A 13,317-nucleotide genomic window follows, 5' to 3' on the forward strand; every position below is an offset into this window, starting at 1 on the left:
GCAAGATGACCGAAACAGGATATGTGCACCGGCTGCATGCCGGTGCACCTGACAAACCTATTCTGCTCGTGCTGCACGGCACCGGCGGCGATGAAAACCAGTTCTTCGATTTCGGCCGACGGCTGCTGCCCGAAGCAACGATTCTTTCGCCGCGCGGCGATGTTTCCGAATATGGTGCGGCGCGGTTTTTCCGCCGCACCGGGGAAGGGGTCTACGACATGTCCGACCTCTCACGCGCGACGGAGAAGATGGCGGCCTACGTCAAGGCATTTGCCGACGAATACCGGGCTTCTCACATTCTCGGCCTGGGTTTTTCGAACGGCGCAAATATTCTTGCCAATGTGCTGATCGAAAAGGGCATCTTCGACGCCGCGGTTCTGATGCATCCGCTCATTCCGTTTCAGCCGGAGGCTCGCTCGACACTCGCGGGAAGAAAGGTGCTGGTGACAGCCGGGCAGCGGGATCCGATCGCTCCGATTGCGGTGACCCAGGCGCTGTCTGCGCACCTGGAGGGCCGGGGCGCGGAGGTCAGGACGGTCTGGCATGCCGGTGGGCACGAGATCGCTCCATCGGAGATTAATGCGGTTGGCGACTTCCTCGGCGGCTATTGATCTGTGCCGGCACAGTGGCCAAGATATTGAGCGGGGCCGGCGAATGCCGGCCCCGCATCATTGCTGCAACGACGATCATGGCGTCGTTGATCGACAAGTTATCCAAAGCGCGTCGCGATCTTTCAGATTCGCTCCTTGCGCTTTAGGTCCCCGATTACGCGTGTCGTTGCCGCAAAACCGCAGCGCAGTTCTGCGCGACATGCTTATGGGCGATGAGGATATTTGCCTCTTATCGCCTTCATGTAAAAATTCCCCGGTGATTCTGCCATCGTCAAACCGACGACGACGCCTTTGGGGACTCCTTCATATTCTCGTCTCTGACCGTTGGTCAGATAGACCCGTAGATGCCGGCTGTCTTCGTCGTAGCTGATCGCCTCGATAAGTTTCGAATCAACCGCAGTTTCCACTTTGCACCCCGCAGTTTTGGATCTGAGATTCCTGATCAAGAATTGTCATTCACGCTCGCAGCGCACCATATTTATGCGGCGTCGCAGGGTCGTCAAGCGTGATCTGCTTTAACGTTCATTTTTTCCGGCAGCCTCTCGCTATAGTTGATGTGTGCAGCTTTTTCGAAGTCCTCACCTGTGGAAAGTCAATCATTTCGAGTTCTTCCAGGGGTGGAAATATTGGATGACACAGCTGAATGTGAAAGAATCGAACCAGTAGACATAAGTTTAACCAGTGGTTAAGCATCATGTAATAAAATACAACCTGTTATTAATCGCGATGTCTTCCCATCTATGGATAAGTACAGAACGCCGATTTCCGCGGCAGCCGTTTTGCTATCGCCGGTGAGCTGCGGCGCTTTGCACCCAGGGGAAGATACGCAGGAGACCCTTGCGCTTTCAACTGCGAGCTACAAGGATGGACCGTCCCCGTTGCCTGATGTGGGAGCGCAGCGTTCTGTAGCGGCCGCGCAGGCGAGCCTGGCGCGCGCGGTTCAGCAAACCGCGAAGGATCATGTCGTTCCGAATATGGCAAGAGGTTGCGGCTACATTGTCGACGCCGCGATCAGGCCAACTTCTTATGAACACTGCGATTCGTGCCATTGCAGCGATAGATGGGAAATCGATCAACCCGCCACGCGGTCGGGTCTCATAAATGGGTTACATGTCTAATTATCTAGGACGGTGGCGACAACAGATACCGATGCTGGCCGGCAATCGTAAGCAGCGCGCTCGGCTGACCTTTGCCGAAGGCGACTTCGCTGCGGTCTACGCCATGAGCGATGTTCACGGATGTTACAACGAACTCCTCGACGTACATCGCCGTATCGAAGAGGACGCAGCACGCATCCAGGGGCCGAAACTCATCGTCATGCTCGGCGATTATGTCGACCGTGGACCGGATTCAAGCGCGGTTCTGGAGTTCCTGAGCAAGAACCCGCCGCCAGGATTTCAGCGCTTGGTCCTTTGCGGCAATCACGATGCTGAGTTGGTGAAGCTCTATCGCAAACCGGCGGGTATTCTCGAATGGCTGGGTTTCGCCGGGACGGAGACGCTGCACTCATACGGCATCGATATCGAGCATCTCCTGCAGTCGGCGGCCGGAAACGAAACGATCGCCCGCGTCATTCGCAATATGATACCCGAGCGGCATATCCAGTTCCTCGAATCGCTGCCGATCATGGTGCGAATGGGCAGGGTGGTGTTTGTGCATGCAGGCGTCAGACCCGGCATCGATCTTGAGAAACAAAAAGACAGCGACCTCATGTGGATCCGGCAGCCCTTCCTGGACGAGGGACCGCAGCTTCCTGTCCTCGTGATCCACGGACATACTCCGGGACGAGCCCCGACATTCGGTCCGCAACGCATCGGCATCGACACCGCCGTTTCGGCGACGGGCCGGCTGACCGTACTGACGATCAAGGGGACGCGGGTAGGGCTGCTTTAGAGTCTTTGGACGCTCCAAGGACGCGCTTCCCTCTGAATCCCTCTGTCGTCCTTTTCGAAAATCGATTCCGATCTTTAAGCCGATGCGCTGGGCGAAGAGAGCGTGGGGCACGCTTCAAAAACAATCGCCGCGGACTTGTGCCCGCGGCGCCAGAAGGTTCACATAGTTGCCAGGCTCGTCAGGCGTCCTGGTAAAGGTTGGTGCCGATACCGGTATAGGTAAAGCCGTGTCTGCGGATCTCGTCACTGCGGTAGATGTTGCGCAGATCGACCAGGACCGGAGCGCGCATCGACTGCTTCAGGCGGTTGAAATCGAGTGCGCGGAACTGGTTCCATTCAGTGACGATGACGAGGGCATCGGCGTCGGCAGCGGCTTCGTAAGGGCCGTTCGCATATTCGATGTTCTCGATGACCTTGCGGGCATTGTCCATACCCTCGGGATCATAGCCGACGACCTGGGCGCCGGCGTCCTGCAGGGTCTGGATGATGGCAATGGCCGGGCTGTCGCGCATGTCGTCGGTGTTCGGCTTGAAGGTCAGTCCGAGGATGGCGACTTTCTTGCCGCGAATGTCCCCGCCGACGGCCGAAATGACCTTGCGGCCCATCGCCCGCTTGCGGTTGTCGTTGATCGAGATCGTCGTTTCGATCAGACGGACCGGTGCGTCATAATCCTGCGCCGTCTTGGCAAGGGCAAGCGTATCCTTGGGGAAGCATGAACCGCCGTAACCCGGACCGGCATGCAGGAACTTGGAGCCGATACGGCCATCGAGGCCGATGCCGCGTGAAACGTCCTGGACGTTTGCGTCGACCCTTTCGCAGAGATCGGCGATCTCGTTGATGAAGGTGATCTTCATGGCCAGGAAGGCGTTGGCCGCATATTTGATGAGCTCGGAGGTGCGGCGGCTCGTGAAGACCAGGGGAGCCTGGTTGAGGTAGAGCGGACGATAGACTTCAGTCATGGTCTCGCGTGCCCGGTCGTCATTCAGCCCAACGACGATCCGATCCGGACGCTTGAAATCCTCGATCGCCGCGCCTTCGCGCAGGAATTCGGGATTGGAGACGACGGCGACGTCAGCCGAAGGATTGGTTTCCCGCACGATGCGCTCAACCTCATCGCCGGTGCCAACCGGCACCGTCGACTTGGTGACGATGACGGTGAAGCCCTCAACATAGGTGGCAATCTCGCGCGCAGCGGCATAGACGTAGGAGAGATCGGCATGGCCGTCGCCGCGACGGGACGGTGTGCCGACGGCGATGAACACGACGTCGGCGCCACGAACGCTTTCGCCGACATCCGTCGAAAACGAGAGGCGGCCGGTGCTGGTATTTTCAGCAACCAGCTGATCGAGACCCGGTTCGTAGATCGGAATACGGCCCTCGCGAAGGGCCTCGATCTTACTCAGATCCTTGTCGACGCAGATGACGTCGTGGCCGAAATCCGCAAAGCAAACGCCTGAAACGAGGCCGACATAGCCTGATCCAATCATCGTGATGCGCATATTTCCCTCAAATCATTAGAGTAGAACGTCATGCTGCGTCGCAGCATGGCGTTCGTCATACTGAATCTGGGCCAAAAGACAATATCGAAGATCGCTTAATACCCACATCGGAAGTCGTATCGAGGGTGCCGCTGTTTGCTGCCGGGCACCCGCTCGACGGCAAAAACATAGGTTTATGTGGGCGATATGACAAGTCGAGCCGTTCGTGAGCGCCGGCTCGACTTCAATCCGGGAATGAGACGAATTGCTCTATCGGCTGCCTCGGCGGCTACAGCCGGTACCAGACGTAGGGGTCCGTTCCCGATTGGATCTTGTCCCAGCGCAGATCTGTATCGCGCCAGTTCTTGATGCTGCTTTGCCTGTTGTCGAGCACCAGGTCGCCCTTGTCGGTTCTGACCACGAGGACGGCGTGCCCTTCGCCGGAGGGTGTATAGGCTGTTGCGATCCGCAAGGCGCGCGATGACCAGCCCATCGCTATCAGGCGGCTGCGCTTGGTCAACGCAAAATCTTCGCAGTCGCCGCTGCGCACATTCACCTTCCAGACATCGCCGTTCAGCTCGTTGCGGGAATCGTTGCGGCCGATCATGGTACGATTGACGGTGTTGTTCACATTCTTCAGCTGCAGCATTTCTTTGTCCGTCAGTGCGATGACCGACAGTCCGTTATTGTCGCGGCATTCGGCAGGGTTCTGGGCGCAGAACAGCACCTGGGCGAAGGGCGGAACGATCTTTCCCTTTTCGGAGATATAGCTGACCTCCGACTCGTTGGTCAGGCCGCGGGCGAAACCTGCGGGGCCGGCCGCGAATGCAGAGCAGGCATTCCCCGCTGTAAAAGCCAGTGCCAGAAGTGTAACGAAGGTTTTCTTCATCTCTTAATCCCCGTCAGGGCAAGCGATTGAGATCAGGCTTGCCTTTTGGCTCAGTCAATGGCATGGCGATTTAGTGATCTGCCAAGTATTGGGCACAGAACGTCTATCCCGTTTCTGCTGCTTGAAGGAGCATAAGCGGGGTCCTGTCTCGATTGGCTTAAGCCATTCGCGACAATTTTAACGATGTGGAATTCTGTTGCACTTTAACACGCAAGCGCTTGATCTGCAACTTATGTTAGTACGAGTATATTAACCGTACTGGTTGTGATTGCCTCGTTTTGGGTGCTGGTGAGTGAAGTCAAATGTTATCCAACCTCATCAACAGGCAGGTCTTGCGGGAAGCGATTCTCGTTGCCTTCATTGGCCTGGTGATATTGACGCTCATTCCTTTTGGAAGTGTCACACCTTTGCCCTTCGCCTTCGCCGCAATCGGAATGTTTGCTCTTGCCATCGTTTCGGTATTGCTGTTTGCGGAGCCAAGACAAAGCAGGTGGGTGTTCAAGATCGCCTTGCTTTTGCTCGTCGTGCTGACGAGCTGGACATTTATCCAAACGATCGAGCTGCCGGCCAATTTGCTGGCAAACCCTGCCTGGAGCGCTGCGCGCGATCTGGCGGGCGTCCAATATGCGGCGATCTCCGTCGAACCGGCCGACACGCTTGCCTCGTTACTCTGGGTGGCCCTGCCTTTGGTGACGTTTCTGACCGGACTTATCTTGTGCGATACCGATCAACGAGCGCGGAAGGTGCTGGCCAGCCTGGGGCTCGCGGCGGGCGGCATCGCCGCTTTCGGGTTGCTGCAATTTTCGATGTTTCCCCACATCCTGATCGTCATAGATAAACACGCCTACCTCGACAGCCTGACGGCCGTCTTCGTCAACCGCAATACCGCCGCCACTTTCCTCGGGCTGGGAACGTTGCTCATGCTGACGCTGGTCAGGGACATTACCCGTTCCTATTCAACCCACCCGCCCGGCGAACCAGGACGAAACCTTCTGCTCTTGAGAACGTGGATCTATATTCTGCTCTTATGCGCATGTTTCACCGCGTTGATGCTGAGCCGCTCACGCGCCGGAATATTCGCGACTTTTGTTGCCGCGCTCCTCTATTTTCCCTGGCTGGTCCTCAATTGGAACAGCTCAAGGCGATATTTAATACCGGCACCGAAATGGCATTCGGTGTTAAAGCTTCTCGCGGCAGTGATTTTCGTCGTCCTCTTGCTAAGCATATTTGCAGGGCAAGCGATCTTACGCGCGCAGGAACGGCGGCTCGAGGATGATGATCGTTTCTGTATTCTGCCCGGCATATGGCGCGCCATTTCGGATCACTGGTTAACCGGAACGGGCCTCGGGACCTTTCGCACCGTTTTTTCGGCCTATCGTGATCCGGCCTGCGGCATCTTCGGGATTTTTGACCGTGCACATAATTTCTACCTCGAAGGATTTCTGGGCTTGGGGGTAGCGTTTCCAGTTGCGACGTTTCTTGCTTTCGCAGTGCTCGCGAGGGTTTTCTGGCGCGGGCTCTCCGAGAGGCGGCGCCTGCGACATTATGTTCTGCTCGGCATAGCGGCGACGGTTCTGGTCGCTCTTCATGCTGCGGTCGATTTCTCGCTGCAAATCCCCGGTTTCGCAGTATTTTTTTCCGCATTCCTGAGCGCCGTTGTTGCAGTCAGCCTCGGCCGCAGTCACCGCGAGACGGATCGCCAATATGGGTGACCCGTGCATGCGCAATGGCTTAAATGAATGGAATTTATGAAGGTTTTTCGAAGATGCCGGATTGATTCAGGGCTGCGGGTTGACTCTTAAACCTAAGAAATTTTATAGCGGACCCAGCCTTTAGATTATTGCCGGCGTCAGAGAGCCGGGCTGAGGCCGTATGTTTGCTGAAGGGCGCGGCGTTGCCGGGCTGCCACAGTTAGAGAATGATAAACGGCATTCGGTAATTATTGATCAGGGATTGTCTTGTAATTTGTCCGATTGCGGAGCAGTAGCTTCAAGGGCGTCAACACGGGTTAGTCTATGGGTTGTTTTCCTGTTGGTAGTACACGCGTCGCCATTGTTGTAGCGCTAACGAGTATATTGGCAAGCTGCACGTCCTTGCCAAGGTCCGGCCCCGATCACAAGGATGTTGATCGAAACGCCGCGGTAAAGGTAACGACGAAGGAGCGTCGGGTCGGTATCGACTACGCCCTGGTTGATCTCAGCAAGAACGTCTTGGCCTATTTCACGACTCCGCAGCCGACCTCGTTCAAGGGTTTTGGCGGTGGGCGCGGTGGCGCGCCCGAAATCCCCCTTGGTTATGGCGACGTCGTTCAGGTTGCGATTTTCGAAGCCCAGTCCGGTGGTCTCTTCATTCCGTCCGACGCCGGTAGCCGGCCTGGCAATTATATCTCTCTGCCAGAGCAGACCATCGATAGAAACGGAACGATCACGATCCCCTATGCGGGTCGCGTTCCGGCTGCCGGTCGCCTGAAGGAGACTGTAGAGCAGGACGTCGAAGATCGTCTGGCTAGCCGCGCAATCGAGCCGCAGGTTGTTATCACAACGACGACCAACCGCTCCAGTCAGGTAGCCGTGCTGGGTGACGTCAACAATCCTCAGCGCGTTCAGATCAGCCCTGCCGGTGAGCGCATTCTCGACGTCATTTCCGCCGCGGGTGGTTTGACGACGAATAACATCGAAACGAATGTGACGCTGCAGCGACGCGGCAGAACGGCGACGGTCGCCTACAATACGCTGCTGAAAAACCCGGCGGAGAATATCTATGTGGCGCCGGATGACACGATCTCCGTCGATCACGAGCGCCGCACGTTCCTGGCGCTCGGCGCCGCCGGCGTGAGCGGCCGGTTCGATTTCGAGGAGTCGGACCTGACCCTCGGAGAGGCCATCGCCAAGGCGGGCGGTCTGCGTGACGACCGTGCGGATCCAGCCCAGGTCCTGCTCTATCGCCTTGTCCCGAAGAAGACGCTGGCAGCGATGCATGTAGATACGACGCGGTTTGCCGGCGAGACGGTTCCGGTGATTATCCGCGCCAATCTTCGTGATCCGGCAACCCTGTTTGCCGCTCAGCAATTCAAGATGGAAGACAAGGATATTATCTATATTTCCAATTCGGACTCTATCGAACTGGTCAAGTTCCTTGACATCGTAAACTCGGTATCGTCCACTGTTGCCGGCGTCACGGACGACGCACGCGATACCCGTAATGCGGTCCAAGACCTCGGAAACTAAGTGGGGAGTAGCCGGCGCCGATCGTAAACGATCGGTGCTGGTGGTCTGTTTGCGATAGCGGATTTGATGAAGGAAGCCACTTTTATGGCAAGGTTTAGTGTTTATCGTAAACTTGCATATAGCGGAATTGCCGCGGGGATTTTTGTCGGCATGACTTCGAGCGCCTTTGCGGCTGCTTGCCTGGGTCCTGCAAATCTCACACCCGCAGACGTCGGCGGATTTACCGCCAATCCTGCCGTTCTGCTCGACATGTCCGATCCCCTGGTTCTGTCATCGCGTGTCCGAGCGCTGGTAGGGAGCAGCAACGACGCCCTATTGCCGGTACTCGAGCAGGCCAAGAAGGCTAATGCCGCACAGATGGCGGCGATCGGATCCGGTCTCGGGCGAGCCGCAAACAGTTGCCAAGTCTCGGATCCGCAGTTCAAACTGGCGATCGAAAAAGCTGTTGCCGAGGCGGCCAGCGCCGATCCCAATCTTGCGCCGCTGCTGACAGCCTTTGCAAAGGTTCTGGCTGAAGGCGGGACGGCGGCGCTCGGTCCGGGCACAGGTGCGCCAGCCGCAGCATCCGGTATTGGCAACACCGGTTCGATCGGGCAGACGGGTCCCGGGTCGGATGACGGTACGCCGTTTGACGGCACCACCACGACTGCCGGCACGCTGAGGGTTTCGGATACGAACGATGAGGAAAGCTCGTCCACGAGTTCGACGACCTCGACGACAATAGTCGTCAGCGCGGGAGGAGCGGGGCAGTCGTCCTCTGATACGACGGAGTCGGCCAGTCAGAGCATCCCCGTCACACAATAGCTGGAATTGCCTGTAGATCTTAGCGCTTGACGCCATTGTTGGAGATCGAAATTGCTGTCGCCAGATAAACTTACGCCGCGTATCGACCCTTCCCGCGATACGGGAAACGAAGCTGATTTCATCGATTTCGACAAGCTTATCGCAATCGTCCGTCGCCAGTGGCGGATCGTAGCGGTATGCGCTTTCGCCTTTGGCATTCTCGGTGTCGTCTATGTCCTGACGGCGGTGCCGGTCTATACAGCCGAGACCAAAGTGCTGATCGACCGCAGCGACAATCAGATGATTAACCAGCTGGCGGCTTTTGGCCAGTTGGACGATGACGAGGGTACGGTCCTCAGCCAGGTCGAGCTGTTGAAGTCCGATACGATCGCCTATGCCGTCGTCGACAAGCTGAAACTTGTCGACGATCCGGTGTTCAACGCACAGAAGAACTCACTCTTTTCTGTCGGGACGCTGAAATCTCTGCTGAATTTTCGCTCCTGGTTTGCCGACGACGCGGCCATCGCTCCCGATCTGGAGATGAAGCGGCGATGGGCCGCGGAAACCGTCGCCGGAAATATCGATGTCGAGCGTGTCGGCAAATCCTACGTTCTCGACGTCACCTACACCTCGCAGTCTCCGGATCTGGCCCGAGTAATCGCCGCCGCCATTGCCGATGTTTATCTGGTCGATAAGCTCAATTCGAAATATGACGCGACTAGGCGGGCCGGCGAGTGGCTGCAGGAGCGTATCGAAGAACTCCGGCAGCAGGCGTTGGACACCGACCTTGCAGTGCAGAAGTTCCGAAGTGAGCATGGGCTCGTCGAGGCGGGGCAGGGCAACTTGCTCAGCGAGCAGCAGCTTTCCGAGCTGAACAGCCAGTTGATCAAGGCTCAGGCCGAAACCGCTCAGGCCGAAGCGAAATATACCCGCATCAAGTCGATCATCGAAGCCAAGCAGACCGATGCGATCGTGACCGACGTGCTCGACAGCTCGATTTCAAACGACCTCCGCAAGAAATATCTCGAAGCTTCGAAGCTCGAGGCCGAAATCGAGGCGCGGCTTGGTCCCGACCACGTCCAGGCCGTCCGGCTGCGCGCCGAGATGGCCGAATACGAACGGCTCATGTTCGACGAGCTGAATCGCATCGCCGAGAGCTATCAGAGCGAGCTCACGGTTGCGCAGTCCCGCGAAAAATCGCTGCGTGACAGCGTTGATAAGGCAACGGGTGTGGCCGCAACGGCGGGCGAGACGCAGGTTCAGCTCCGCGAGCTCGAGCGGACACGGGATACTTATAAGAACCTCTATCAGAGCTTCTTGGCGCGCTATCAAGAGGCGATCCAGCAGCAGAGCTTCCCAATTACCGCCGCACGTATCATCACGACTGCGGAGACGCCAACGAAGCCGAGTGCGCCGAAAAGAAGCCTCGTTATCGCTTTCGCCATGTTCCTGGGATGCGCGTTCGGTAGCGGCATCGGAGCTTTCCGTGAATTCCGCGATCGCTTCTTCCGCACCGGTGACGATGTCAGGGATATGCTCGATGTCGAATCCCTTGGCGTCATGCCGCTGATCGAGAACAATGTCGATGATCCGACGCTGGTCGATCCCGGGAACCCGCGAAGCATCGCCAGGGGCGGCAAGACCACGACTTATGTCGAGGAGCATCCCCTGTCGGCATTCGCGGAGACGCTTCGAAGCGCGAAAATCGCGATCGATATCAGTGCCTCCGACCAGCGCTGCAAAGTCATCGGTGTGGTGTCGAGCTTGCCCGGTGAAGGCAAGTCGACGACGGCAATCAATTTTGCCAAGCTCTTGGCCATGCAAGGGGCACGGTGCCTGCTTATCGACGGCGATATGCGCAATCCCGGAGCGACGCGGGCGATCGGCCGCCACGCGGAAGCCGGCTTGCTTGAAGCAATCGTCGACAATCGCCCGCTGAAGGATCTCATTCTCCTCGACCCCAAGACAAAGCTCGCATTCCTCCCGACGGTGGCACGCTATCGCGTTCCGCATTCGTCGGAGCTGCTCGCGTCGCGCGGTATGGATCAGCTTCTCGAGATTGCGCGTCAAAGTTTCGATTACATTATCGTCGACTTGCCTCCTCTGGCTCCGGTGGTGGATGCACGCGCCATTAACCCGAAGCTCGATGCGGTCGTGTTCGTGATCGAGTGGGGCAAGACTTCGCGGAAGGTGGTCCAATCGACATTGTTGTCCGAGCCGGATCTCTATACGAAGTGCGTCGGAGCCATACTAACCAAGGTCGATCCGGCCCAGATGAAGCTCTACCGGACATTTGGTTCGAGCGAATATTATTACAAGCGCTATTCCCGATACTATACCGAAAGCTGATGTTCGGCATTCGGCACGTTTCGCGCACGAGAATCGTTTTCTTCATCGTCGCCGTGGCCTTTACGGCGCTGGCCAGCCGCGAGCTCTATGCTTCGATCAGGACGGCCAGCATTTCGATTGTCGCCGAGAGGATAGAACGCGGCGAAACTGTCGGGAACAATGTCGCGGCCAGATACGCGGCGCGCGCTATTGAACGAATCGACGGACACTATTGCCGATCTGACATTGTTGCCGCCGGCCTGACGCTCGTTCTGACGCAGCTCGATCGACAGAACGTCAATATCGATTACGACGCCTGGGTTGCCGCGGCCGCCAGTGCACGTCATTATCTGCAACATGCATTATCATGCATGCCGACGAACAGTAATTTCTGGCTGCGTCTTGCGGCGGTCGAGTCGAAGATTGCGGAAGAGCCGCTGTCGAGCGCTGGCATGATGAAGCGTTCGGTCGCTCTGGCGCCCTACGATGAGTCGATGATTCTGACGCGGTTTTATTTCTGGAACGGTTTTACCGATACAACGCTCCTGGCGGCGGGCCACGCGCTCGACAGCGATCTCATGACCATGCTGAAGCTTGGGGATCGTTGCAGGGTCAAAGCCGTCATGAAGCAAATCAGCCCGCAACTCCGCCCGATCTTCGACAGAAACTGGGAGAAGGCAGGAGACGGAGCGACAGCGCGTTTCCGGCAACGCTGCAGCAAGTGATTAGGGGTGGAGCTCTTCCTTGGAGCGCCGTGCGTCCTTTCGCACGGACGCCCTGACACCATGAATCTACCATCGTGCTTTCCGAACTCCGATTTTCGCACCGATGCGCTATCTTGCGCTCTCCCCATGTGACAAGGCCCGCCGATTGTGTGACGGGCCTTTTATTGGCACCCCGTTTGCATAGGAAACGGGGTGCGATGCTTGTCGTCGATCAGACGATGGGGCCGGAGACGACATCCGTGCCCGTAATGTTGAGCGTCAGAATGCCGACATCGGTGTGACCTTCGCCGTCGGAAATCTTGTAGTATTGAACGGTTTCGGTGACATGGTCGCCCGGGGCGATATCGGACGTCAGCTCATAGCTGAATTCGCCGTTCGCCTGGACATGAAAGGTGCCATAAGTACCGAGTACATCGGTTACGGCGCCGCTCTCGGCGTTGACGTTCGTACCGTCAAATTGGCGGAGGAAGAGGTGACCATTGTCGCCGGCAATATCATTGTCCAGAACGTTGCCGCCGATGGAATCGCCTTCGTTGAAGCTGTAATGATCGTCCACTGCGATCGGCTTAACCTGCGTGACGCCCTGAATATTGAGGGTGAACAGGCCGAAATCGGTGTGGCCGGCCCCGTCGGAAATCTTGTAGGAGACTTTCTCCTGAAGCGTTTCGCCGTTGATGAAGCCGATCTTCGCGGCATCACTCAGCACATAGGTATAGCTGCCGTCCGCCTTGACGTAGAAAGTACCATAATCGCCGTGAATTTCGGTAATCTGGCCGGGTTGCTTGGCGCCTACACTCTGGTGATCAAAAGCGCGCAAGAATAGATTGCCATCAGATGTATCATTGGTCAGCAGATTTCCTGAGATAACGTCGGTTTCCAGGAATGTCGCAGAATCGTCTGTTGCGTGAATAGCCATCGGGGTCTCTCCTTGAAATATTGTTCGCTGGTCATGTTTGAACTTCAACGAGCGGCCCGATTAAGGATAGCTTAATAGAAATAGTCAAGCATATGCTTAACAAAAATTAAACATTCATAGGTGCGTTCTTTATTAATTTCACGCGTAAAATGTGCATAAGAGGATGAAATAGTTGAAGATTTTGCGTTAATAATAATTGATTATGGTTGTTGCCCGTTATAACGCTCATATCTTCTCAGGCGAAGTTTATTTATCCGTCGTGAAGCCCGTGTCGTACGACAGAAATATGAAAAAGGTAGAAACACCAATTATAATCCCTTATGATCATCTATCTGATCTGTGCCTTTTGTTATTCATGCTTACCTGTTGTGGGTACTCAACGCAAACAAGCGCTTTTGCGCTAGGTGGCGGCGAGTAGTTGTTCTGCGTGAAATTAGCCTTCGTTTTGTTACCTGCGAAGGCCTTTAT

11 protein-coding genes and 1 pseudogene are annotated in these 13,317 nt (G+C 56.6%); 8 read left to right on the forward strand and 4 right to left on the reverse strand.

The window, feature by feature from the left end; translation table 11 throughout:
- The first annotated feature begins 5 nt into the window (after positions 1-5).
- Entirely contained in the window at positions 6-611 is a 606-nt protein-coding gene (locus tag PH551_RS18865) for an alpha/beta hydrolase (RefSeq protein ID WP_285194345.1), read from the forward strand.
- 203 nt (positions 612-814) lie between these two features.
- Here the strand turns inward: PH551_RS18865 and PH551_RS18870 are convergent, their stop codons facing one another.
- Positions 815-1,057: a KTSC domain-containing protein gene (locus PH551_RS18870; RefSeq protein WP_064804427.1), complete on the reverse strand. Its 243-nt coding sequence runs from the start codon at positions 1,055-1,057 to the stop codon at positions 815-817.
- A 378-nt stretch (positions 1,058-1,435) separates the two neighbouring features.
- Here PH551_RS18870 and PH551_RS18875 point away from each other — a divergent pair.
- A pseudogene (locus tag PH551_RS18875) lies at positions 1,436-1,729 on the forward strand (hypothetical protein); the annotation flags it as partial.
- The gene (locus PH551_RS18880; RefSeq protein WP_097597114.1) at positions 1,713-2,504 is read left to right on the forward strand and encodes a metallophosphoesterase; all 792 of its coding nucleotides are present in this window, start codon (positions 1,713-1,715) and stop codon (positions 2,502-2,504) included. The pseudogene PH551_RS18875 and the gene PH551_RS18880, both read left to right, overlap by 17 nt.
- 178 nt (positions 2,505-2,682) lie before the next feature.
- On the opposite strand, the gene PH551_RS18885 is transcribed toward PH551_RS18880, so the two are convergent.
- Both PH551_RS18885 and PH551_RS18890 read right to left on the reverse strand, forming a co-directional pair.
- Entirely contained in the window at positions 2,683-4,002 is a 1,320-nt protein-coding gene (locus PH551_RS18885; RefSeq protein WP_285194348.1) for a UDP-glucose dehydrogenase family protein, read from the reverse strand.
- A gap of 268 nt (positions 4,003-4,270) precedes the next feature.
- Positions 4,271-4,870 (reverse strand): transglutaminase-like cysteine peptidase, encoded by a 600-nt coding sequence (locus PH551_RS18890; protein WP_285194350.1) that lies wholly within the window; start codon positions 4,868-4,870, stop codon positions 4,271-4,273.
- Positions 4,871-5,172: 302 nt separating this feature from the next.
- Here PH551_RS18890 and PH551_RS18895 point away from each other — a divergent pair, with 302 nt between their 5' ends.
- The 5 genes from PH551_RS18895 to PH551_RS18915 all read left to right on the forward strand — a co-directional run bounded on the left by PH551_RS18895 (position 5,173) and on the right by PH551_RS18915 (position 11,933).
- Positions 5,173-6,582, forward strand: a complete 1,410-nt coding sequence (locus PH551_RS18895; RefSeq protein WP_285194351.1) for an O-antigen ligase family protein — start codon at positions 5,173-5,175, stop codon at positions 6,580-6,582.
- Between the two features lie 303 nt (positions 6,583-6,885).
- Positions 6,886-8,097 carry a polysaccharide biosynthesis/export family protein gene (locus PH551_RS18900; protein ID WP_183699205.1) on the forward strand — a complete coding sequence of 404 codons (1,212 nt, stop codon included), beginning with the start codon at positions 6,886-6,888 and terminating at the stop codon, positions 8,095-8,097.
- 84 nt (positions 8,098-8,181) lie between these two features.
- On the forward strand, positions 8,182-8,901 hold the full coding sequence (locus tag PH551_RS18905) for a sugar transporter (protein WP_285194353.1): 720 nt from the start codon (positions 8,182-8,184) through the stop codon (positions 8,899-8,901).
- Between the two features lie 51 nt (positions 8,902-8,952).
- On the forward strand, positions 8,953-11,229 hold the full coding sequence (locus tag PH551_RS18910) for a polysaccharide biosynthesis tyrosine autokinase (RefSeq protein ID WP_285194354.1): 2,277 nt from the start codon (positions 8,953-8,955) through the stop codon (positions 11,227-11,229).
- Positions 11,229-11,933, forward strand: coding sequence for a hypothetical protein (locus tag PH551_RS18915; protein ID WP_285194355.1), 705 nt, complete (start codon positions 11,229-11,231; stop codon positions 11,931-11,933). Before PH551_RS18910 ends, PH551_RS18915 begins: the two co-directional genes overlap by 1 nt.
- Positions 11,934-12,144: 211 nt before the next feature.
- Here PH551_RS18915 and rapA2 read toward each other — a convergent pair whose 3' ends face one another.
- Positions 12,145-12,849 (reverse strand): calcium-binding lectin RapA2, encoded by a 705-nt coding sequence (gene rapA2, locus PH551_RS18920; protein ID WP_285194356.1) that lies wholly within the window; start codon positions 12,847-12,849, stop codon positions 12,145-12,147.
- Positions 12,850-13,317 lie beyond the last annotated feature (468 nt).

Origin of the sequence: Rhizobium atlanticum (assembly GCF_030182485.1) — a bacterium.
Taxonomy (GTDB): Bacteria; Pseudomonadota; Alphaproteobacteria; order Rhizobiales; family Rhizobiaceae; genus Rhizobium.

Coding starts and splice junctions, on each gene's coding strand:
- rapA2 (WP_285194356.1), bottom strand. CDS start 12,849: ATGGCTATTCACGCAACAGACGATTCTGCGACATTCCTGGAAACCGAC.
- PH551_RS18890 (WP_285194350.1), bottom strand. CDS start 4,870: ATGAAGAAAACCTTCGTTACACTTCTGGCACTGGCTTTTACAGCGGGG.
- PH551_RS18900 (WP_183699205.1), top strand. CDS start 6,886: ATGGGTTGTTTTCCTGTTGGTAGTACACGCGTCGCCATTGTTGTAGCG.
- PH551_RS18880 (WP_097597114.1), top strand. CDS start 1,713: ATGGGTTACATGTCTAATTATCTAGGACGGTGGCGACAACAGATACCG.
- PH551_RS18885 (WP_285194348.1), bottom strand. CDS start 4,002: ATGCGCATCACGATGATTGGATCAGGCTATGTCGGCCTCGTTTCAGGC.
- PH551_RS18905 (WP_285194353.1), top strand. CDS start 8,182: ATGGCAAGGTTTAGTGTTTATCGTAAACTTGCATATAGCGGAATTGCC.
- PH551_RS18865 (WP_285194345.1), top strand. CDS start 6: ATGACCGAAACAGGATATGTGCACCGGCTGCATGCCGGTGCACCTGAC.
- PH551_RS18915 (WP_285194355.1), top strand. CDS start 11,229: ATGTTCGGCATTCGGCACGTTTCGCGCACGAGAATCGTTTTCTTCATC.
- PH551_RS18895 (WP_285194351.1), top strand. CDS start 5,173: ATGTTATCCAACCTCATCAACAGGCAGGTCTTGCGGGAAGCGATTCTC.